Source organism: Amycolatopsis sp. NPDC004368 (assembly GCF_053602515.1).
In genome coordinates, this window is sequence record NZ_JBSGDT010000023.1 from 98,563 (window position 1) to 118,179 (window position 19,617).

Here is a 19,617-nt window from a genome sequence, read left to right on the forward strand (position 1 = left end):
ATTTTCAGACGAGCGCGGCGGGCACGGCAGGAACCGACGCGAGTGCGGAGCCGAGCTCGTGTCCCACGGCGAGGCGGACCTCGTCGCGCAGCCGGGCGAGTTTCTCCACGTCGATGCCCGTGGCGATGCCTTCGCGGTGGAGCAGGTGCACGAGGTCATCGGTGGCGATGTTGCCCGAGGCCCCGGGCGCGAAGGGGCAGCCGCCGATCCCACCGAGCGACGCGTCGAAGCGGCGGATGCCGAGCCGCAGCCCTTCCCACGCGTTGGCGGCGGCGAGGCCGTAGGTGTCGTGCAGGTGCAGGCCGAGGGGCAGGTCCGGCACCGCGTCGCGCACAGCTTCGACGCCGCGGCGCAGCAGGCTCGGGTTGGCGGCGCCGATGGTGTCGGCGAGGTGCAGCACACCGGCGCCCAGCTTGGCCAGGCGCTCCGCGGTGGCGGCGGTGCGCGCGGGGTCGGTGTCGCCGTCGAAGGGGCAGACGAACGCGGTGGCGATGGTCGCCTCGATGGCCACGTCGCCGGCGACGAGGATCTCCGCGCAGTTCTCGAGCCGGGCGAGGGCGCCTTCGGTGGGCACGCCCGCGTTGGCGGTGCTGTGCCCGTCGCTCGCGGAGACGACGAGCCGCACGGACCGGGCGCCGGCGTCGACCGCCTGCTGGGCGCCGCGTTCGGTGAACACGAGCGTGTGCAGGGTGGTGGGGCTGGTCGCCGGGTCGAGCGTGCGCAGGAGCTCGTCGGTGTCGGCCATCTGCGGCACGCGGCGCTTCGAGACGAAGGAGCCGACCTCGAGCGCGCGGAAGCCGGCGTCGACCAGGCCGCGGGCGAGGCGGAGCTTGTCGGGGGTGGGCACGGTGCGGGCTTCGTCCTGCAGGCCGTCGCGGAGCACGACCTCGGTGATGAGGACTTCGTCCATGGTGGGTTCTCCTTGTCTGTCAAATGACGCCTTCGGCGCGCAGGCGGGCGCGGGTGCCTTCGTCGAAGCCGAGTTCGGTCAGCACGTCCTCGGTGTGCTCGCCGAGCTCGGGGCCGAGCGTGCGGATGCTGCCCGGGTGCTCGCCGAGCGCGGGGACGATGCCGGGGAAGGTGACCTCGACGTCCTCGTCGTCGATGCGCACGTGGCGGCGCTGGTGCATGCCGCGGGCCTCGAAGTGGGGGTCCTTGGTGATGTCCTCGGCCGTGAGGATGGGGCCGCACGGCACGTCGGCGGCGCGCAGCGTGGTCTCGGCGGCGTCCTGGGACCGGCCTGCCGCCCACTCGCCGATGACCTGGTCGAGGCGCTCGGCGTTGGCGACGCGGCCGGCGTTGTCGGCCAGCGCGGGGTCGTCCGCGAGGTCGGGGCGGCCGATGGCGTGGGCGAGGCGGCGGAAGATGGCGTCGCCGTTGCCGCTGACGACGATGTACTTGCCGTCGCCGCAGCGGTAGGTGTTGGAGGGGGAGACGCCGGGCAGCGCGGAGCCGGCCGGTTCGCGGACGACGCCGAACGCGTCGAAGTCGGGCACCAGCGACTCCATCAGGGAGTAGACGGCTTCGTAGAGCGCGACGTCGACGACCTCGCCGCCGTCGCCGTGGCGTTCGCGGCGCACGAGACCCATGAGCGCGCCGATCACGGCGTAGAGGCCGGCGACGGAGTCGGCCAGGCTCACGCCGACGCGCGTCGGTGGGCGGTCGGGGTAGCCGGTGAGGGCGCGCAGCCCGCCGACCGCCTCGGCGACGCCGCCGAAGCCCGGGCGGTCGCGGTACGGGCCGGTCTGGCCGTAACCGGAGACGCGCACGAGGACGAGGCCGGGGTTGAGCTTCTTGAGCTCGTCCGGGCCGAGGCCCCAGCGTTCGAGGGTGCCGGGGCGGAAGTTCTCGAGGACGACGTCGGCTTTCTCGATGAGCTTGCGGGCGACGTCCTGGCCTTCGGCCGAGCGCAGGTCGAGCGTGATCGAGCGCTTGTTGCGGCCGAGGGCGCGGAACAGCAGGGAGGTGTCGCCCCCGTGCAGGCGCCAGCGGCGCAGCTCGTCGCCGGTGCCGGGTCGTTCGACCTTCACGACGTCGGCCCCGAAATCGGCCAGCAACCGGCCGGCGGTGGGCGCGGCGATGAAGTTGCCCAGTTCGACCACCCGCACCCCCGCGAGGGGTCCTTGCTTGTCCATGATCCGCTCCAACCACATAGTGAGTTGCTAACTCAGAATACGGGTGCGCGTGTCGCCGTCAAGCCGAACGAGGCTGACTACACTCGGCGAAACAGTCGGGTCGGTCACAGAACGGGGCATCGATGGCGGAAGAGCGGGGCGGCACCGCGCCGGTGCTGGTGCTGCGGAAGTTCAAGCAGATCCTCGAGTCGTTCACGATCGCGGAGCCCGAGCTGACCCTGCAGCAGATCACCCGCGCCACCGGCCTGCCGGCGAGCACCTGCCAGCGGCTCGTGCACAACCTCGTGCGCGAGGGTTTCCTCGACCGGTACGACGACACGTACCGCGTCGGCCTCGGCCTGGTCCGCTGGGCCGCCCCGGGTACCTTCGGGCTCGACCTGGTGCGCCTCGTGCGCCCCGTGCTCCACAAACTCCGCGACGACTCGGGCGAGACCGCGTGCCTCTACGTCCGCGACGGGGCGTTCCGCACGGTCGTTTCGCTGGCCGAGTCGCGCCACCCGGTGATCCGGCTGTTCGTGGTGGGCATGGTCATGCCGCTGCACGCGGGCTCCGCGGGCAAGGTCTTCCTGGCCTGGGACCGCCTCGCGTTGCGTGACGCTGTCGGCCACGGGCTGGCCCGCTTCACCGCGCACACGATCGTGGACATCGACCAGCTCAACCAGCAGCTCGCCCAGGTCCGTTCGGACGGCTACGCCAGCAGCTTCGAGGAACGCGACCTGGGGGCGGCTTCGCTGAGCGCGCCCGTGTTCGGGCTGACGGGCGAGCTGAGCGCCGTGATCGGCATCGGGGCGCCGACGCAGCGGATGACCTCGGCCGACGTGCCGCGGTTGGCGCCGTTGGTGCTGGAAGCGGCAGCCGCGGCTTCGGAGCGGTTGGGGTACCGGGCGGGGATGGCCCGCGACGTCACGGGCTGACTGGTTCCGGTTCGCGGCTCCGTGCTGCTGCCGGTCGGCTCTTCTGCGTATCCTGGTTGTCACGGAACGCAGTCGTGAGGGTTGTCGGCGAGGCCGGCGTCCGATGTGGGTCGTTCGCCGGTTTGCTTGCGGGCTGAAGATTTCTTGTCACCCGTTCGCTGAGCCGGAAGTCCACTCTTAGTGCTGGTGAGAGCCCTGATGAAGCCGAAAGCGTCTCGATCAGTGGGCTCTTCGGGCTGATCAACAATCTCCGCGACCTTGACGACCGTGTACCTGCCGCCACATCATGGGGCAACGAATCACATAGTGGATCGATTGATCCGCGCGGCCATGACTGTCAAAGGAGACGACGGATGGCGAACCCCCTCGACACGGCGGAGCCGGGGACGGCCGCGGTCGCGGCGCGGCTCGATCGGCTGCCGATCACGCGAACGCACCGGCGCGCAACCGTGGCTGTCGGACTCGGGCTGTTCTTCGAGTTCTACGAGGTGTTCCTGACAGGGACGATCAGCGCGGTGCTGGTCAGCGAGTTCAAGCTCAGCAAGGCGGCCCTCCCGCCGCTGCTCGCGTCGACGTTCCTCGGCATGTTCTTCGGTGCCCTGCTGCTCGGGCGGCTCGCGGACCGCTTCGGGCGGCGCGGGGCGTTCCTGCTGAACCTGGGGCTGTACTCGTTCTTCTCGTTGCTCGGTGCGTTCAGCGGCAGCGCGGTCATGCTGCTGATCACCCGGTTCTTCGCGGGGGTCGGCCTCGGTGCGGAGCCGCCGCTGGCGGACACCTACCTCACGGACCTGCTGCCCGCCCGCAAGCGCGGCAAGCTGATCGCGTGGGCGTACACGCTGGCGTTCTGCGGGGTGCCGGTCGTCGGCTTCCTCGCGAAGGGGCTCACCGAAGGGTCGTTCCTGGGCCTGGCCGGCTGGCGCTGGCTGTTCGTGATCGGCGCGCTCGGCGCCGGGGTGGTGTTCCTGCTGCGCCGCGGCCTGCCGGAGTCGCCGCGGTGGCTGCACTCGGTGGGGCGCACGCAGGAAGCCGACACCGTGATCCGCGCGCTCGAGGCCGAAGCGGGCCAGCCCGCCGAAGCCGCGGCGGAGCCGGTGGGCAAGCCCGCGCGCAAGGCCTCCGTGCGTGACCTGTTCGGCCGGACGTACCGCCGTCGCATGATCATGATGACGGTCTTCCACATCCTGCAGACCATCGGTTACTACGGCTTCGGCACGATGGTCCCGCTCGTGCTCGCCGCGAAGGGCTACCCGGTTTCGCAGTCGCTGCTGTTCACCGCGCTCACGTTCCTGGGCTACCCGGTCGGCTCCGCGTTGTCGCTGCCGCTGGTGGAACGCCTGGAGCGCAAGCACCTCGTGATCGGCTCGGTGCTGGCGATGGCGGTGTTCGGGCTCGCGTTCGGGCTGTCGAACTCCATCGCGCTCGCGATCGTGTTCGGGTTCATCTACACGGCGATCAGCAACGTCTTCTCGAACGCCTACCACATCTACCAGGCTGAGATCTTCCCGACGGCGCTGCGCTCGACGGCCTCGAGCGGCACGTACTCGATCTCGCGCCTGGCCAGCGGCGTGATGCCGTTCGTGCTGGTCCCGCTGCTCGACAGCTCGGGCCCGACCACGCTGTTCGTGGTGATCGGCGCAGCGCTCGTACTGGTGGCGCTGGACATCGCGATCCTCGGCCCGCGCACCACCGGTCGTTCGGTGGAGAACGTGGCCGCGGACGGCTGAGCGTCATAATGGCCCCGTGGAAGATCTTGTCGAGGAGTACGGCCCGCGGTGGGAATCCGGACCGTTCGAACGGGGCACCGACGGACCGCGCGTGATCCTGGTCGGCACGGACACATCGCCGACGGGGTTGCGCGCGGCTTCGTATGCGGCGGGTCTGGCCCGTCGTCAGCGCGCGCGGCTGGTGGTGGTGTACGTGGCGGCACCGTCGATCTGGGCGGGGATGGCCGCCGCGGCCGTGGCCGAAGTCGAGCAGCAGACGTTCGAAGAAGAGATCAAGGAGCTGCGGGCCGGGCTGAGCGGCCGCGCCGAGGAGCTCGGGGTGCCGGTGAAGTTCGTCGTGCGCCGCGGGGAGACGTTCCCGGAGCTGCGCGATGCCGCGGTCGAGGCGAGTGCCGACATGGTGGTGGTCGGGGCGTCCGAGCAGGGCGGCCACCGGCTCGTCGGTTCAGTGGGCAACCGGCTGGTGCGGGCCGGCATCTGGCCCGTGGTCGTGGTGCCCTGACCTGCGGGCGTTGACAGCGGTGCGTGAGTCGGTAAAAATTCTGAACCGGTAAGAAACGTGAACCGGTCGGAGGACGTAAACGGTGGGCACTCGCGACGACCTGCTCGACAAGGCGCTACCCCTGGCTTCGGTGGCTTCTTCGCGGGCCGAGGAGACCGAGCGGCGCCGGTCGCTCGCACCCGAGGTCGTGGCCGCCGCTCGCGAGTCGGGTTTGTTCCGCGCCGGCCTGCCCGCTCGCTTCGGTGGCACGGAACCTCCGGCGGCGGCGATCCTGCGTGCGGCCGAGCGCGTGGCCGAGGCCGACGCGTCGGCGGGCTGGTGCGTCTCGATCGCGGCCACGAGCAGCCTGCTCGGGGCGTACCTGCCGGACAAGGGTGCCGACGAGGTGTTCGGCGATCCCGGCGCGGTGGCCGCCGGCGTGTGGGCCCCGCGCGGCAACGCGACCACCGTGGACGGTGGGGTCACCGTGTCGGGCCACTGGTCCTTCTGCAGCGGCGTGACGCACGCCGACTGGATCTTCCTCGGCGTCGTGCGCGAGGGCAAGCTCGTGGTCGCCGCGATTCCCGTGGCGGAGCTGGAGATCCACGACACCTGGCACACCTCGGGCCTGCGCGGCACCGGCAGCCACGACGCGAGTGCCACTGATGTGTTCGTGCCGGACCACCGCCTGATGTCCGTTGTGGACGGTCCGCCCGCGGGCGCCGGGCAGCTTCACCGGTTCCCGCTGTTCGGCTTCTTCGCCGCGTCGATCTCCGCCGCCGCGCTCGGCAACGCGCGGGGCGCCATCACGGAGTTCACCGAACTCGCCGCGGCCAAGCACCCCAGCGGTTCCCGCCGCTCCCTGGCCGAACGCTCGGCCACGCAGAGCACGGTCGCCTCCGCCGAGGCCGCCCTGCGCGCCGCGCGCGAGTTCTACTACCGCGCCATCGACGACGCCTGGCAGGCTGCTGCTTCTGCGGACGGTCTGGTGCCGGAGGACCTTCGCCTCGCCCTGCGCCTCGCCTGCACCCACGCGGTCCGCACCGCCGCCGACGTCACCCGCTCCCTCTACGACCTCGGCGGCGGCTCGGCGATTTACGAGACCTCCCCGCTGCAACGCCGTTTCCGCGACGGACACACGGCGACGGCCCACTTCCAGGTCAACCCGGCGACGTATGAACTGACTGGCCGGCTGCTGCTCGGCCTCCCGACCGAGACGGCGCAGCTGTGAGCGCGCTCGGTGTGGTGTTCGGTGTGCCGGCCGCAGGCTCGGGGGCCGGCGCCGGCATGGCGGAGGGGACGGGCCCGTTGGCGCAGGCCGGCGCCGCTGCCGGCGGCGGTGCTGCCCGGTTCCGTGCGGTTGGGCAGTCAGGCCCTGGCGCGGTCGCTGGGGTGGCGCGATGAGTGAGCTTGGTGTCGTCACGCCGTTTTGGCTCGATCGGCCCGCCGGGGAGGCCGTGGACATCGTGGTTGTGGCCGGTTGGTGTGGGTTCGCGGAAGTGTGGGCAGTCGGCTCCAGCTCGGCCGAGGGGGTGACGCGATGAGGGCCCTGAATGTCAGCACGCCGTTCGGGCTCGATCGGCCGGGCGGTGAGGGCGCAGACATTGCGGTGGGGGCAGATCGGCGCGGGTTCGGTGCGGTTGGGCAGTCAGGCCCCGGCGCGGTCGCTGGGGTGGCGCGATGAGTGAGCTTGGTGTCGTCACGCCGTTTTGGCTCGATCGGCCCGCCGGGGAGGCCGTGGACATCGCGGTCGAGGCCGATCGGTGGGGGTTCGGTGAGGTGTGGGTGGGCGAGATGGCGACGTTCGACGCCTTTGCGCTCGCCACGGCTGTGGGCCTGCGTACCGAGCGGATCGGCGTGAAGGTCGGGCCCCTGCCGCTCGGGGTGCGGTCGCCGGTGGCGCTCGGGGTGGGCGTGGCGTCGGTGGCGAAGCTGGGGCGGCGGCCGGTGGGGCTGGCGCTGGGTGGGTCGAGCCCGGCCATCGTGAGCGGGTGGCACGATCGGCCGTGGGAGCACGCTGCCGGGCGGATGCGGGAGACCGTGGCGGCGCTGCGGACCGTCCTGAGTGGACAGCGGCTGGACGTGGCCGGGGAACACGTGCGGAGCAAGGGGTTCCGGCTCGGGGAGCCCGAGCCGGTGCCGATCACGGTGGCGGCGTTCGGGCCGGCGATGACGAGGGTGGCCGCGGAGGTCGCCGATGAGGTGGTGCTCAACCTCGTGCCGCCTTCGCACGTTGCGCGGGTGCGGGAGCGGGTCGACGGCCACGCGCGAGCTGCGGGCCGCACGCCGCCGCGGTTGGCGGTGTGGCTGCCGGTGGCGATCGAGCCGGGGGAGGCGACGGTGCGGCAGCTCGTCGCGCAGGCGAGTGTGTACCTGCGGCCGCCGGGTTACGGCGAGATGTTCGCCGAGCTCGGGTACGGCGACCTCGTGGCCGCCGCTCGCGCCGGGGCGTCGAGGGCTTCCCTGACCGTGCCGCCTTCGCTGGTGGCCGACGTCGGCGCGATCGGGTCGGTGGCGGAAGTCCGCGAGCGCATCGCGGCGTACCACGCGGCGGGCGCCGACCACGTCGGCCTCGTCCCGGCCACCGCGGAGGATCCGGCCGGCCGCACGCTGCTGCGCGAGCTGGCCCCGTGACGGCCGGGCCGCACCGCTTCACGGCCGAGTCCGTCGGCCGGGCCCTCGACGTCCTCGGCGAACGCTGGACGCTCCTCATCCTGCGCGAAGCCTTCTTCGGCGTCCGCCGCTACGCCCAGTTCGCCCGCAACCTCGGCATCCCCCGCCCGACGCTGTCGGCGCGGCTCAAACAGCTCGTGGACCAGGGCGTGCTCGACCGCGTGGTCTACGCCACCGACCCCGACCGCCACGAATACCGCCTCACCGACACCGGCAAGGAGATCTTCCCGGCCTTGGTGATCCTCATGCGCTGGGGCGACGAGCACCTCCCGCTGCCCGACGGCCCGCCCTTGGTGCTGCGGCACTCCTGCGGCGAGCCGGTCGCGCCGCAGCTGTCGTGCACCCACTGCGGCGAGGAGATCACCACGGCGAACGTGACGCCCGAACCCGGCCCGGGCTACCGCGAGGAGTAGCCCGGACCGGGGTTCAGCTCCGGGTGTAGACCAGCGACCACTCCCAGCCGCGGCTCTGGCACGTGCCGGCCTCGACCTGGAAGCTGCTGCCGCCGGCCGGAACCCAGCCGTCGGCGACCTTTGCCCGGTCGAGGCGATCTCGCAGGACCGCCACGTGCCCGACGAGTACGCCGCGTTCGCCGAGGACAACCGCCGCTTCTTCACCGAAGCACTCCCCGGCCGCGACGCACCGATCGGCCAGCCGGGCGGCGCGATGTCGTTCGGCCCGACGGGTGCGGACACGGAACTGGTGGCGGAATACGGCCCGCGTGGCTGAGTCAGGCGCCGTCTTCGACGAAGGTGTCCCAGTGGCGCTGGGCGTCGTCGCGCCACTCGGTGTGGCGGGCGTGGAAGAGGTCGGCCGCCTGGGCGCCGCTCCAGCGGTCGGGCAGCAGTGAGCGCGGCAGGTCCGGGTCGAGGAACGGGAAGCGGCGCCACTCGTGCACCAGTCGGGTCTGGGCGAGCAGCACGGCCTCGCCTGAGCGCGGGGCGAGGCCGGTGAACTCGTCGATGAACCGTTCGTAGGCGTGCTCGAGCTCGCGCAGGTCCCAGGCGCGGGCGACCATCTGCTGCTCGTCGCCGATGTCGGCGTAGCTCGCAACGAACGACATGGCCTGTCCACCGTCGGTGAGCTCCGCGACGAGCCGGGCGGCTTCGGCTTCCGCGCTCGTGTCGGGGCTGATCCAGACGCCCGGCGCCGGCGAGCCGAAACCGGCCCAGCTCAGCCGGGTGCGCATGCGGTGGCGCAGGTCGCGCTGCGACTCGGGGACCGACACGAGGAGCACCAGCCAGCGACGGTCCCAGTCGGTGGCACGGCGGCCGAAGCCGTAGATGCGCTCGGCGCCTTCAGTGAGCAGGCGACGACCCGGCGGCGTGAGCAACCAGCGGACCCGGCGGCCGGCGCGTTCGGATTTGAGCCAGCCTTCGTTCGAGGCTCTCGCGAGCGCTTGTCGGGCGGATTTTTCTTCGATCTTGAACAGGGCGAGGGCGTCGACCAGGGAGGACGTCCAGACGGGGTCTTGCCGGGGGAGGACGTATTCGCCGAGGACTGTCATGAGGAGGGAACGCGCGCTGGTGTGGGCGAGTTCGCGTCGCCGTGTGACGGTGGGCCGGGTGGCTGCCACCTGGGGATCACCGCCTTGGGGTTGGTTCTGGGATGGGCTTCGGGGTGGGCTTCTGGTGGGCTTTGGGTGATGGGATTGGTACGGGCGTCTGGTCAGATTACCTGGTTGGTTGAAGTGGGTGGGGGTGTGGAGGGAGAACGAGTGCTCTCCATTGCAAGGGGGTGAGGGGAATTTCTGGGGAATGTTTCGGTGATCTTGGACGGCTCGTCGCGCGGGGCGCGACATTGCGCCGGATAGGGGAGTGGGCACCCCGATTTTCGATTGTGGCGACGGTGGGGATCTGTTTGTCAAGGATGGAAAGACTCCTTGACAAACAGATCCCCACCGCGTGTTGGAAAAGAATCGGGGGCCGGTCGGGGGAAGGGTGCGGGAAGGGTTGGTACGGGGGCGAGTTGGTACGCCGGGTGGCGGTCGGTGAGTGGGGAAAGCCGGGTGGGTTGGTCTGGTGGTGGGTTGGTTTGCCGGGTGGCAGTTGGTGAGTGGGGGAGCCGGGTGGGGGACCCCCACTCACCACGCAAGGGGCCCCACCCCACGAACGCAAGGGGCCCCCACTCCACCAACGCGAGGGACTCCCACTCGCCGAGGCAAGGGACCTCCACCGACCGCTTGTCAAGGCACGCGGCTGCGGCCCGTGAGCGGTTCGGCGAGTTCGTCGAGGCCTGGGGTGGCCGGTATCCGGCGATCGCGCGGTTGTGGGACCACGCCTGGGCCGAGTTCGTGCCGTTCCTGGCCTTCGACCCCGAGATCCGGCGGGTGATCTGCTCGACCGACGCGATCGAGAGCGTCAACGCCCGCATCCGCCGCGCGGTCAAGGCCCGTGGGCACTTCCCGAACGAGCAGGCCGCGCTCGAGTGCGTCTACCTGGCGATCATGAGCCTGGACCCGACCGGCGCCGGCCGCAAACGCTGGACCATGCGCTGGAAACCCGCGTTGAACGCATTCGAGATCGCCTTCGGCGGCCGCCTGGCCGCCGGACGCAAGTAGTGCCCCTCAAGCCGAGCTACACCGCTCGTTTGACAGACCCTCAGGAAACTTGCCGAGCGACAGCTAGCGAGCAGCGCAAGCCGAGCGAGTTGGTCGAGGGGCGCTGTCCTCGGGCGGAATGACGGGTGATGGGGTGAACTGTCTGCAGCGAAGAGAAAGAGGGAAACCCATGTCTCAGGACGTTGAGGCTGTGGTGCACCGGTTGAGGGCGGCCGGGTGCGTATTCGCCGAGGAAGAGGCCGTCGTGTTGGGGGAGGCGGCGCAGGGGGACGCCGCGGTGCTGGAGAGGTTGCTGCAGCGGCGCGTGGAAGGAGAGCCGCTGGAGTACGTAGTGGGATGGGCGGAGTTCATGGGTCGGCGGTTCGTGGTGGCCGACGGGGTGTTCGTGCCGCGGCATCGCACGGAGTTGCTGGTGCGGTTGGCGGCGGGGTTTGCGCGGGAGCGGGAGGGCGCAGTGGTGGTGGATCTGTGTTGCGGGTCGGGGGCACTGGGGGCGACGGTGGCGGCGGAGGTGCCCGGGGTGGACTTGCACGCGGCCGATGTGGATGCGGCGGCGGTGAGGTGTGCGCGGCTGAACATCGCGGGGAGTGTGTACCAGGGGGATTTGTTCGAGGCACTGCCGGAGAGGTTGCGGGGCACCGTGGATGTGTTGATTTCGAATGTGCCCTACGTGCCGAGTGGTGAGGTGGCGCTGTTGCCGCCGGAGGCGAGGGAGTATGAGCCGTTGGTGGCGCTCGACGGGGGTGCCGATGGGCTCGATGTGTTGCGGCGGGTGGTGAGTGAGGCGCCGGAGTGGTTGGGGCCTCGGGGGAGGGTGTTGTTCGAGACGGGGGAGGGGCAGGTGGAGTCCGCCGTCGCGGCTGTTGAGGGCGTGGGGTTGCGGGGGTGGGTGGAGGAGTCCGACGAGCTCGGGGCGACGGTGGTCGTGGGGGAGCGGGAGGCGTTGCGACACAAGGAGTAATCCTGGTTCGCGAGGGGGCGCGCGGGGTAGTTGGGCGGGGCCGTGGGAAGAGAGGGCCCCGAATGAAGGTCTATGCGGATCGGCCGGTGCGTCGGGTCGTGCAGGTGCTGGCGGACGCGTTCGCGGTGGGGCTGCTCGCTGTCGCTGGGTGGGCGGCGGTGCGGGTGCACGGCGAGGTCATGCGGTTGCGGGCGCCGGGCGACGGGTTGGTCGACGCGGGGGGCGGGTTGCGGGCGACGTTCGACTCGGCGGCGGACAAGGCCGGGTCGGTGCCGCTGATCGGGCATCCGCTGGCCGACGCGTTGCACTCGGGGTCGGCGGCCGGCAACGAGCTGGTGGACGCCGGGCGGTGGCAGATCAGTGCGGTCGAGGACCTGGCGTGGTGGCTGGCGGTGCTGGTTGTGGCAGTGCCCCTGGTGTTCCTGCTGGTGTCGTGGTTGCCGCTGCGGTGGCGGTTCGTGCGGGGGGCGTCGGCGGCGGATCGGTTGCGGCGGGAAGGGGCCGAGGGGCTGGACCTGCTCGCGTTGCGGGCGCTCGTCACTCGGCCGTTGCCCCGCAAAGCCCACGCCGGTGCGCTGACGGCGGGGTGGCGGGAGCGGGATCCGGACGTGATCGCCGGGCTGGCCGGGCGGGAGCTCTCCTACCACGGACTGCGGCTGGAACCGGTCACCGGGACGAGGGTGAAGTGAGTCGATCACGACACCGATTGGTCGCTTCCCCGTACTGCACTTCCCGGCCCGTGCCGTTTAGGGTCGGACCATGAAGGTCGGCCTGCTCACCCGGGAGTACCCGCCGGACGTCTACGGCGGCGCCGGGGTCCACGTCGAGTTCCTCGCCCGCGAGCTGAGGTCGCTGGTCGACCTCGACGTGCACTGCTGGGGACCCGATCGCGAAGACGGCGCCCACGGGCACCGGGACCACCACGGCTACGCGCAGACCGCGTTCGCCACCATGGACATCGCCGTGTCGATGGCGGACGCGCTGGGGAACCACGACCTCGCGCACAGCCACACGTGGTACGCGAACCTCGGCGGGCACCTCGCGAAGCTCGCCCACGGCATCCCGCACGTGATCACCGCGCACTCGCTCGAACCGCTGCGCCCGTGGAAAGCCGAGCAGCTCGGCGGCGGCTACCGCGTGTCGTCGTGGATCGAGAAGGACGCGTACGAGGCGGCGGACGCGATCATCGCCGTGAGCGCCGGCATGCGGGAAGACGTGCTCACCGCGTACCCGGCCGTCGACCCCGCGCGGGTGCACGTGGTCCACAACGGCATCGACACCACGCTCTACCGCCCGGACCCCGGGCGCGACGTGCTGGCCAAGCACGGCATCGACCCGGACCGCCCGTACGCGCTGTTCGTCGGGCGCATCACGCGGCAGAAGGGCGTGCCGCACCTCGTGCGGGCCGGGTCGGAGCTGGCCGAGGACGTGCAGCTCGTGCTGTGCGCCGGCGGCGCCGACACGCCGGAGCTCGACGCCGAGTTCCGCGCTCTCGTCCGTGACCTGCAGCGCAAGCGCTCGGGGGTGCACTGGATCCCCGAGATGCTGCCGCGCCCCGAGATCGTGCAGCTGCTGACGCACGCGACGGTGTTCGTGTGCCCCTCGGTCTACGAGCCGCTGGGCATCGTGAACCTCGAGGCGATGGCGTGCGGCACGGCGGTGGTGGCCAGCGACGTCGGCGGCATCCCCGAGGTCGTCGCCGACGGCGCGACGGGGCTGCTCGTGCACTACGACTCGGCCGACACCACGGCGTTCGAAGCGGGGCTCGCGCGGCGGATCAACGAGCTGGTCGCCAACCCGGACCGGGCCACGGCTCTGGGGCTGGCCGGGCGCGACCGCGCCGTGGGAGAGTTCGGCTGGGCGGCGATCGCCGCGCGGACGGTCGCGATCTACGAGGCGTGCGGGAGGGTTTCGTGATCGACGGGTCGGATGTCCTGGGAATCGTGCTGGCCGGCGGCGAGGGCAAGCGGCTCATGCCGCTCACGGCCGACCGCGCCAAACCCGCGGTGCCCTTCGGCGGGGTGCACCGCCTGATCGACTTCGTGCTGTCGAACCTCGTCCACGGCGGGATCCGGCGCATCTGCGTGCTCACGCAGTACAAGTCGCACTCGCTCGACCGCCACATCTCCACCACGTGGCGCCTTTCGTCGCTCACCGGCGAATACGTCACGCCCGTGCCCGCGCAGCAGCGGCTCGGCCCGCGCTGGTTCCAGGGCAGCGCCGACGCGATCCACCAGAGCCTCAACCTGGTCTACGACGAGTCGCCCGCCTACATCGCGGTGTTCGGCGCCGACAACATCTACCGCATGGATCCGCGCCAGATGGTCGACGCGCACATCGCGTCGGGCGCCGGCGTGACCGTGGCCGGCATCCGCGTGCCGCGGGTCGAGGCCACCGCGTTCGGCGTGATCCAGACCGGCGACGGCACGAAGATCGACGCCTTCCTGGAGAAGCCCGAAGACCCGCCGGGCCTGCCCGGCTCGCCCGACGAGGCGTACGTGTCGATGGGCAACTACGTGTTCACCACGCAGGTGATGCTCGACGCGCTGCACGCCGACTCGAAGAACGTCGGGTCCAAACACGACATGGGCCGCGACATCATCCCGGCGCTCGTGGACAAGGGCCAGGCCGCGGTCTACGACTTCACCGGCAACGTCGTGCCCGGCGAGAGCGAACGCGACCACGGCTACTGGCGCGATGTGGGGACCATCGACAGCTACTACGACGCCCACACCGACCTGATCTCCACCTACCCGATCTTCAACCTCTACAACCGCAAGTGGCCGATCCTGTCCTACCCCGGCCAGCGCGCGGCGGCGAAGTTCGTGGAGGGCGGCAGCGCCACGCAGTCGATCATCAGCAACGGCTGCATCGTCTCCGGTGCGCAGGTCGTCGACTCGGTGCTCTCGCCGGACGTGGTCGTCGAGAACGGCGCCGTCGTTCAGGGTTCGGTGATCCTCGACGGCGCCCGCATCGGCCGCGGCGCCGTGGTGCGCCGGGCCATCCTCGACAAGAACGTGGTGGTGCCGCCGGGTGCCCACATCGGCGTCGACCTCGCCCGCGACCGCGAGCACTACCACGTGAGCGCGGGCGGGATCGTGGTGCTGGGCAAGGGAGAGTCGGCGATCTAGGCGCGCGCGCCGACCTCGCGGGCCGCCTCGACCAGCGAGCGGTGCGTGGGCGCGTCCGGCACATTCGCCGGGCGGTTCTTGGCGAACTCCGCGCGCAGCACGGGGACCACCTGCTCGCCCAGGATGTCGACTTGCTCCAGCGCGGCCTTGTGCGGCACGCCCATGCCGTCCACGGCGAACAGCTGCCGCTGGTAGTCACCCGCGTACTCGCGGAAGGCGAGCGTGCGTTCGATGACCTGTTGCGGGCTGCCGACCGACAGCGGCGTCTCCGCCATGGTCTGTTCGAGCGACGGGCCGCCGCCGTAGATGGGGGAGCGGTCGAAGTACGGCCGGATCTCGCGGATCGCGTCCTGGGAGTTCGGGCGGATGTAGGTCTGCCCGCCCAGGCCGACGATGGCTTCTTCGGCGGTGCCGTGGCCGTAGTGCTCGAAGCGGGTGCGGTAGAGCTCGATCATCCGCTGCGTGTGGTCCTTCGGCCAGAAGATGTTGTTGTGGAAGAACCCGTCGCCGTAGTAGGCGGCCTGTTCGGCGATCTGCGGGCTGCGGATCGAGCCGTGCCAGACGAACGGCGGCACGCCGTCGAGCGGGCGCGGGGTCGAGGTGAAGCTCTGCAGCGGCGTGCGGAACTTGCCTTCCCAGTCCACGAGTTCTTCGCGCCAGAGCCGGCGCAGGAGAGAGTAGTTCTCGACGGCGAGGGCGATCCCGTCGCGGATGTCCTTGCCGAACCACGGATAGACGGGCCCGGTGTTGCCGCGGCCCATCATGAGGTCGACGCGGCCGTCGGCGAGGTGCTGCAGCATCGCGTAGTCCTCGGCGATCTTGACCGGGTCGTTGGTGGTGATCAGCGTGGTCGAGGTCGAGAGCACGATCCGGCTGGTCTGCGCGGCGATGAAGCCGAGCATCGTGGTCGGCGACGAGGGCACGAACGGCGGGTTGTGGTGCTCACCGGTCGCGAACACGTCGAGCCCGGCCTCCTCCGCGTGCACGGCGAGCTCGACCATCCGCTTGATCCGCTCGCGCTCGGTGGGCGTCTCTCCCGACACCGGGTCGAGCGCCAGATCGCCGACCGTGAAGATCCCGAACTGCATGACTGCCTCCCGCTGAGTTGATGATTCAAGTGAACCGGGGGCGGGGCGCCGGTATTCCGCGGCCCTCGCCCGCTGTGGTGATCACGCCGACTGCACCGCTTCGGTGCGTGAGGCTGCCACCAGGGACGCGTGCGTGGGCGCGTCCGGGACGTTGGCCGGGCGGTTCTTGGCGAACTCCGCGCGCAGCACGGGGACCACCTGCTCGCCCAGGATGTCGATCTGCTCCAGCACGGTTTTGTGCGGCACGCCCACGACGTCGACGGCGAAGAGCTGCCGCTGGTAGTCGCCGGCGTAGTCGCGGAAGGCAAGGGTACGTTCGATGACCTGTTGCGGGCTGCCGACCGACAGCGGCGTCTGGGCCATCGTGTCCTCGAGCGAGGGGCCGCCGCGGTAGAGCGGAGACCGGTCGAAGTACGGCCGGATCTCGCGGATCGCGTCCTGCGAGTTGGGCCGGATGTAGGTCTGGCCGCCGAGCCCGACGATGGCTTCTTCGGCGGTGCCGTGGCCGTAGTGCTCGAAGCGGGTGCGATAGAGCTCGATCATCCGCCGGGTGTGCGACTGGGGCCAGAAGAAATTGTTGTGGAAGAACCCGTCGCCGTAGTAGGCGGCCTGTTCGGCGATCTGCGGGCTGCGGATCGAGCCGTGCCAGACGAACGGCGGGACACCGTCGAGGGGACGTGGAGTGGAGGTGAAGCTCTGCAGCGGCGTGCGGAACTTGCCTTCCCAGTCCACGAGTTCTTCGCGCCAGAGCCGGCGCAGCAGCGCGTAGTTCTCCACGGCCAGCGCGATCCCGTCGCGGATGTCCTTGCCGAACCACGGGTACACGGGGCCGGTGTTGCCGCGGCCCATCATGAGGTCGACGCGGCCGTCGAGCAGCGTCGTGGGTGACGAGGTCACGAACGGCGGGTTGTGGTGCTCTCCCGTCGCGAAGACGTCGAAGCCCGCCGCCTCGGCGCGCACGGCCATCTCCGCGATCTCCTTGATGCGGTCGTGCGCCGAGGCCACCGCTCCCGTGTGTGGGTCGACGGAAACATCGCCGACGGTGAAGATGCCGAACTGCATGACCTGCCTCCCATTCATCGGTAAATAATATTGACTAAACCGATGAGCGGGAGGCAGGTATTCCCCGGAGGGTTTCGACGACTGTCAGTGCTTGCGTCGGTGCTGAGCGTCGTCCTGGAGGTCGAACTGCTCCCTGCGGACCTCACCCTTCACGGTCTGCTCCTCGGTGACCGTCTCGGTGTTCAGCCGCGCGCGTTCGACCGGCACGGTTTCCTTGTTGATGACCGGTTTCTCCGCGTGCAGCACCACGTCCTGCTCCTGCTCGCCGAGCTCGGTGCGCCCGGTGCCGCCGCGTGCGTCGGTGATCGGCTCGCGTTCGATCCGGACCTCCTCGTGGCTCACCGGCACCGTCACCTGCTGCTCCTCGGTCACGACGTACTTGCGCAGCCGGACGTGCCCGGTCTCGACCTGCTCGGTGCCGACGTTCAGGCGTTCCTCGGAGCGGATCATCTCCTCGCCGCGGGCGCCGGTCGTCGAACGCTCGCCGCGGCCTGCTGCCGCGTCCCGCGTGCCCCGGCCGTCCGCCGCGTCGGGGGCACCGCGTCCGCCGGCCGCGGTGTCCATTTTGTTCCGCCCCTTCGCATCCGGTGCCGTGCGCGGCATCGGCAGGCCGTAGTGGCGGTAGAGCTCGGCGCTCTCGGTGGACGACAGGTGCCCGTCGGCGTCGATGCGCGGCGCCTCCGACACCTGGTCCTTCGCGACGTTCACGTGGATCGCGTCGTTGTCGACATTCGCGCCGGAAAGCGGCACGAAGCTCTCCTTGCTGCCGAACAGCCCGGTCTTCACCGTGATCCACTCGGGTTCCCGGGTCGTGTCGGCCAGGTACACGTTGCCGACCTTGCCGATCTTGTTGCCGTCCGGATCAACCACGGCACTGTCCATGAGCTGCTGGGGCTGGAGGGTCCCGGCCATCGCACTCACGTCCTCTCTCCCTCGGGTTTCACTGCCTGGTCTCCACCGTCGGACGTGCTCACGATCACGGCAACTCTGCGTGGCGCCAGTGGGTTACCCCGGAAAGAAAAGGTTTGGCGCACTCCGAACGGGGTAACGCGCGGGCATACCGTCTGCCCGATCTGTCGTGGTTCACAGAGGAAGCTCACCTGATCGGGTAACAACCGTCCGGTGTGGAGCGATTCAGGCGCAGACGCTCCCGTTCCCCTCGAAAGGTCCCCCGGACGATGCGCAAAGCGACCTTCGCCAGATTCACCGCGGTGCTGACCCTGATCATCCTCGGCATCGGCATGTCCACGGTGGTCACCTCCGCCGAAGCCGCCCAGGAGAGGAGCTGGTGCGCCCGCAAGGCCAACGTCGCCATCCTCGGCACCTCGGCCGACACGGGTTACGGCTCCACCGGCTACCAGTCCACCACGGACACGTGGGCTTCCACCACTTACGGCTGGACCACGAAGTTCGCCAACGGCGTCCGTGCGCAGTGGCAGACCAACGTGCAGAACTACTCGCACAACGGCGCCCTCGCCGCCGACTACCTGCCGGGCGGCCGCTGGGCGGGCACGACCGGTGCGATGGCCGACATGGCCGCCAAGCAGCCCGACCTGGTCCTCGTCGACCTCGGCGGCAACGACTACTGGGCGCAGAACGACCCCGCCAAGTTCCAGGCCGACCTGAACAACGTCATCGACGGCATCCGCGCCGCGCGGCCGAGCGGCGTCGACATCCTCATGTCGATCTACGCCGAGCTCAAGTGGACGCCGAACCCGTACGGCGGCACCACGCAGAAGTACACCTGGGACCAGTACGCCTCGGTCATCTACAACACCGCCGTCGCCAAGGGCACCGCGCTCACGGACCTGCGCCAGTACATCCCGCCGGCCGGGTCGGCGAACCTGCCGAACCCGAGCCCGTGGACCTCGGACAACATCCACCTCAACGACGCCGGCAACCTCGCCGAGTACGGCATGTGGTGGGGCTGGACCGCCAGCCTGGGCAGTATCTGCGACTGACCGCGGCCCAGCCGTCGCCCGTCAGACGGTGCCGTGCACGAGCATGAACAGCTCGGCCGGGAACAGTGCGTCGTCGCGCGGCCACACGTCGTGGTCGCGCTGGCTGATGTGGCGGACCGTGCCGAAACCGTTGGCCCGCAGCAGGTCGGTGAGCTCGTCGGGGGAGAAGCAGCTGTCCCACGGCTCGCCGGCCTGGGCCGCGACCTGGGAGACGGCGTCGGCGTAGTGCGCGCCGGCGTCGTCGCGCAGCCGCGGCGGCAGGAGGTAGTCGGCGACCAGCTGTGTGCCCGGGGCGAGGCTGCCGATGGCGTTGAGCGTGCGGGCGATGGCGGGTTCGGAGAGGTACATCATCACGCCGAGCCAGCTGACCAGCGCCGGCTGCGCGGGGTCGAAGCCGTGTGCCACGAGGGTTTCGACGAGGTCGCCGGTCGCGAGGTCCAGCGGAACGAAGGTGCGCGAAGGGAGCTCGGGCAGGTCGACTTTCGCCAGGCGGCTGCGCTTCCACTCCTGCGTTTGCGGGAGGTCCACTTCGAACACGCGCGCGTGGGGCGCCCGGTAGGCGGAGGTGTCGAGGCCGGCGCCGAGGACCACGCTTTGGGTGAGGTCGCCGAGCTGCGCCTCCGTGTAGCGGGCACGGGTGAGCACTTGCGTGCGCCCGCCGGCGAGGATCGGGTCGTCGCCGTGCTTGCGGTGGTAGTCGAGGAGCTCGTCGACGCGGTCGCCGAGCAGCGGCGCGGCGAACTCGTCGACGAAGATCTTGGGTTCGCCGTCGACGATCAGGTGCGCGGCGCGAGCGGCGGCTGTGGTGAGGGCCGTGAAGCTGGGTTCGGTCACAGCGACCGACCCTACTCGAGAATTTGGCAGTATAGCACAAAAAGATCTTTACTGCAAGGTCCGGTCGGGCACGATCCGGTCGTGGTGGCGGAA

Annotated in this window: 19 protein-coding genes and 2 pseudogenes; 13 read left to right on the plus strand and 8 right to left on the minus strand. The window is 70.5% G+C overall.

The window, feature by feature from the left end; translation table 11 throughout:
- Positions 1 to 4 precede the first annotated feature (4 nt).
- Both ACWEOE_RS28100 and ACWEOE_RS28105 read right to left on the minus strand, forming a co-directional pair.
- The gene (locus tag ACWEOE_RS28100) at positions 5 to 910 is read right to left on the minus strand and encodes a hydroxymethylglutaryl-CoA lyase (RefSeq protein WP_452014269.1); all 906 of its coding nucleotides are present in this window, start codon (positions 908 to 910) and stop codon (positions 5 to 7) included.
- Between the two features lie 19 nt (positions 911 to 929).
- On the minus strand, positions 930 to 2,135 hold the full coding sequence (locus ACWEOE_RS28105; RefSeq protein WP_452014271.1) for a CaiB/BaiF CoA transferase family protein: 1,206 nt from the start codon (positions 2,133 to 2,135) through the stop codon (positions 930 to 932).
- Positions 2,136 to 2,257: 122 nt separating this feature from the next.
- Between ACWEOE_RS28105 and ACWEOE_RS28110 the strand changes: the two genes are divergently transcribed.
- The 6 genes and pseudogenes from ACWEOE_RS28110 to ACWEOE_RS28135 all read left to right on the plus strand — a co-directional run bounded on the left by ACWEOE_RS28110 (position 2,258) and on the right by ACWEOE_RS28135 (position 8,340).
- Positions 2,258 to 3,049: an IclR family transcriptional regulator gene (locus ACWEOE_RS28110; RefSeq protein WP_452014273.1), complete on the plus strand. Its 792-nt coding sequence runs from the start codon at positions 2,258 to 2,260 to the stop codon at positions 3,047 to 3,049.
- Positions 3,050 to 3,402: 353 nt separating this feature from the next.
- The gene (locus tag ACWEOE_RS28115) at positions 3,403 to 4,773 is read left to right on the plus strand and encodes an MFS transporter (protein WP_452014275.1); all 1,371 of its coding nucleotides are present in this window, start codon (positions 3,403 to 3,405) and stop codon (positions 4,771 to 4,773) included.
- Between the two features lie 16 nt (positions 4,774 to 4,789).
- Positions 4,790 to 5,275, plus strand: a complete 486-nt coding sequence (locus tag ACWEOE_RS28120; RefSeq protein ID WP_452014277.1) for a universal stress protein — start codon at positions 4,790 to 4,792, stop codon at positions 5,273 to 5,275.
- Between the two features lie 82 nt (positions 5,276 to 5,357).
- On the plus strand, positions 5,358 to 6,485 hold the full coding sequence (locus ACWEOE_RS28125) for an acyl-CoA dehydrogenase family protein (protein ID WP_452014279.1): 1,128 nt from the start codon (positions 5,358 to 5,360) through the stop codon (positions 6,483 to 6,485).
- Between the two features lie 437 nt (positions 6,486 to 6,922).
- Positions 6,923 to 7,888, plus strand: a pseudogene (locus tag ACWEOE_RS28130) (LLM class F420-dependent oxidoreductase); the annotation flags it as partial.
- Complete coding sequence (locus ACWEOE_RS28135; protein WP_452014281.1) at positions 7,885 to 8,340, plus strand: winged helix-turn-helix transcriptional regulator; 456 nt, start codon at positions 7,885 to 7,887, stop codon at positions 8,338 to 8,340. The pseudogene ACWEOE_RS28130 and the gene ACWEOE_RS28135, both read left to right, overlap by 4 nt.
- A gap of 13 nt (positions 8,341 to 8,353) precedes the next feature.
- Here ACWEOE_RS28135 and ACWEOE_RS28140 read toward each other — a convergent pair whose 3' ends face one another.
- The gene (locus ACWEOE_RS28140; protein WP_452014283.1) at positions 8,354 to 8,494 is read right to left on the minus strand and encodes a hypothetical protein; all 141 of its coding nucleotides are present in this window, start codon (positions 8,492 to 8,494) and stop codon (positions 8,354 to 8,356) included.
- On the opposite strand from ACWEOE_RS28140, the gene ACWEOE_RS28145 reads away from it, so the two are divergent.
- Positions 8,495 to 8,656, plus strand: coding sequence for a hypothetical protein (locus ACWEOE_RS28145; protein WP_452014285.1), 162 nt, complete (start codon positions 8,495 to 8,497; stop codon positions 8,654 to 8,656).
- A gap of 1 nt (position 8,657) precedes the next feature.
- Here the strand turns inward: ACWEOE_RS28145 and ACWEOE_RS28150 are convergent, their stop codons facing one another.
- Positions 8,658 to 9,503, minus strand: a complete 846-nt coding sequence (locus tag ACWEOE_RS28150) for a PaaX family transcriptional regulator (RefSeq protein WP_452014287.1) — start codon at positions 9,501 to 9,503, stop codon at positions 8,658 to 8,660.
- Between the two features lie 615 nt (positions 9,504 to 10,118).
- Here ACWEOE_RS28150 and ACWEOE_RS28155 point away from each other — a divergent pair.
- From ACWEOE_RS28155 to glgC, 5 genes and pseudogenes are all read left to right on the plus strand, one after another.
- A pseudogene (locus tag ACWEOE_RS28155) lies at positions 10,119 to 10,487 on the plus strand (transposase); the annotation flags it as partial.
- Between the two features lie 169 nt (positions 10,488 to 10,656).
- Positions 10,657 to 11,448, plus strand: coding sequence for a putative protein N(5)-glutamine methyltransferase (locus ACWEOE_RS28160; RefSeq protein WP_452014289.1), 792 nt, complete (start codon positions 10,657 to 10,659; stop codon positions 11,446 to 11,448).
- A 62-nt stretch (positions 11,449 to 11,510) separates the two neighbouring features.
- Positions 11,511 to 12,137 (plus strand): hypothetical protein, encoded by a 627-nt coding sequence (locus ACWEOE_RS28165; RefSeq protein ID WP_452014291.1) that lies wholly within the window; start codon positions 11,511 to 11,513, stop codon positions 12,135 to 12,137.
- 70 nt (positions 12,138 to 12,207) lie between these two features.
- Complete coding sequence (gene glgA, locus ACWEOE_RS28170) at positions 12,208 to 13,365, plus strand: glycogen synthase (protein WP_452014293.1); 1,158 nt, start codon at positions 12,208 to 12,210, stop codon at positions 13,363 to 13,365.
- Entirely contained in the window at positions 13,362 to 14,579 is a 1,218-nt protein-coding gene (gene glgC, locus ACWEOE_RS28175) for a glucose-1-phosphate adenylyltransferase (RefSeq protein ID WP_452014295.1), read from the plus strand. Before glgA ends, glgC begins: the two co-directional genes overlap by 4 nt.
- Here the strand turns inward: glgC and ACWEOE_RS28180 are convergent.
- The 3 genes from ACWEOE_RS28180 to ACWEOE_RS28190 form a co-directional block, all read right to left on the minus strand.
- The gene (locus tag ACWEOE_RS28180) at positions 14,576 to 15,667 is read right to left on the minus strand and encodes an LLM class flavin-dependent oxidoreductase (RefSeq protein WP_452014297.1); all 1,092 of its coding nucleotides are present in this window, start codon (positions 15,665 to 15,667) and stop codon (positions 14,576 to 14,578) included. The two genes, glgC and ACWEOE_RS28180, sit on opposite strands and share 4 nt — an antisense overlap.
- A gap of 81 nt (positions 15,668 to 15,748) precedes the next feature.
- Positions 15,749 to 16,729: a CE1758 family FMN-dependent luciferase-like monooxygenase gene (locus ACWEOE_RS28185; protein WP_452014369.1), complete on the minus strand. Its 981-nt coding sequence runs from the start codon at positions 16,727 to 16,729 to the stop codon at positions 15,749 to 15,751.
- An 84-nt stretch (positions 16,730 to 16,813) separates the two neighbouring features.
- The gene (locus ACWEOE_RS28190) at positions 16,814 to 17,641 is read right to left on the minus strand and encodes a PRC and DUF2382 domain-containing protein (protein WP_452014299.1); all 828 of its coding nucleotides are present in this window, start codon (positions 17,639 to 17,641) and stop codon (positions 16,814 to 16,816) included.
- A gap of 266 nt (positions 17,642 to 17,907) precedes the next feature.
- Between ACWEOE_RS28190 and ACWEOE_RS28195 the strand changes: the two genes are divergently transcribed.
- Positions 17,908 to 18,690, plus strand: coding sequence for an SGNH/GDSL hydrolase family protein (locus ACWEOE_RS28195; RefSeq protein WP_452014301.1), 783 nt, complete (start codon positions 17,908 to 17,910; stop codon positions 18,688 to 18,690).
- Between the two features lie 21 nt (positions 18,691 to 18,711).
- On the opposite strand, the gene ACWEOE_RS28200 is transcribed toward ACWEOE_RS28195, so the two are convergent.
- Positions 18,712 to 19,524, minus strand: coding sequence for a class I SAM-dependent methyltransferase (locus ACWEOE_RS28200; protein ID WP_452014303.1), 813 nt, complete (start codon positions 19,522 to 19,524; stop codon positions 18,712 to 18,714).
- Positions 19,525 to 19,617 lie beyond the last annotated feature (93 nt).

Bases quoted from the DNA above. Each gene is read 5' to 3' on its own strand.
- ACWEOE_RS28100 (WP_452014269.1), bottom strand. From the start codon at position 910: ATGGACGAAGTCCTCATCACCGAGGTCGTGCTCCGCGACGGCCTGCAG.
- ACWEOE_RS28105 (WP_452014271.1), bottom strand. From the start codon at position 2,135: ATGGACAAGCAAGGACCCCTCGCGGGGGTGCGGGTGGTCGAACTGGGC.
- ACWEOE_RS28110 (WP_452014273.1), top strand. From the start codon at position 2,258: ATGGCGGAAGAGCGGGGCGGCACCGCGCCGGTGCTGGTGCTGCGGAAG.
- ACWEOE_RS28115 (WP_452014275.1), top strand. From the start codon at position 3,403: ATGGCGAACCCCCTCGACACGGCGGAGCCGGGGACGGCCGCGGTCGCG.
- ACWEOE_RS28160 (WP_452014289.1), top strand. From the start codon at position 10,657: ATGTCTCAGGACGTTGAGGCTGTGGTGCACCGGTTGAGGGCGGCCGGG.
- ACWEOE_RS28165 (WP_452014291.1), top strand. From the start codon at position 11,511: ATGAAGGTCTATGCGGATCGGCCGGTGCGTCGGGTCGTGCAGGTGCTG.
- glgA (WP_452014293.1), top strand. From the start codon at position 12,208: ATGAAGGTCGGCCTGCTCACCCGGGAGTACCCGCCGGACGTCTACGGC.
- ACWEOE_RS28180 (WP_452014297.1), bottom strand. From the start codon at position 15,667: ATGCAGTTCGGGATCTTCACGGTCGGCGATCTGGCGCTCGACCCGGTG.
- ACWEOE_RS28185 (WP_452014369.1), bottom strand. From the start codon at position 16,729: ATGCAGTTCGGCATCTTCACCGTCGGCGATGTTTCCGTCGACCCACAC.
- ACWEOE_RS28190 (WP_452014299.1), bottom strand. From the start codon at position 17,641: ATGGCCGGGACCCTCCAGCCCCAGCAGCTCATGGACAGTGCCGTGGTT.
- ACWEOE_RS28195 (WP_452014301.1), top strand. From the start codon at position 17,908: ATGCGCAAAGCGACCTTCGCCAGATTCACCGCGGTGCTGACCCTGATC.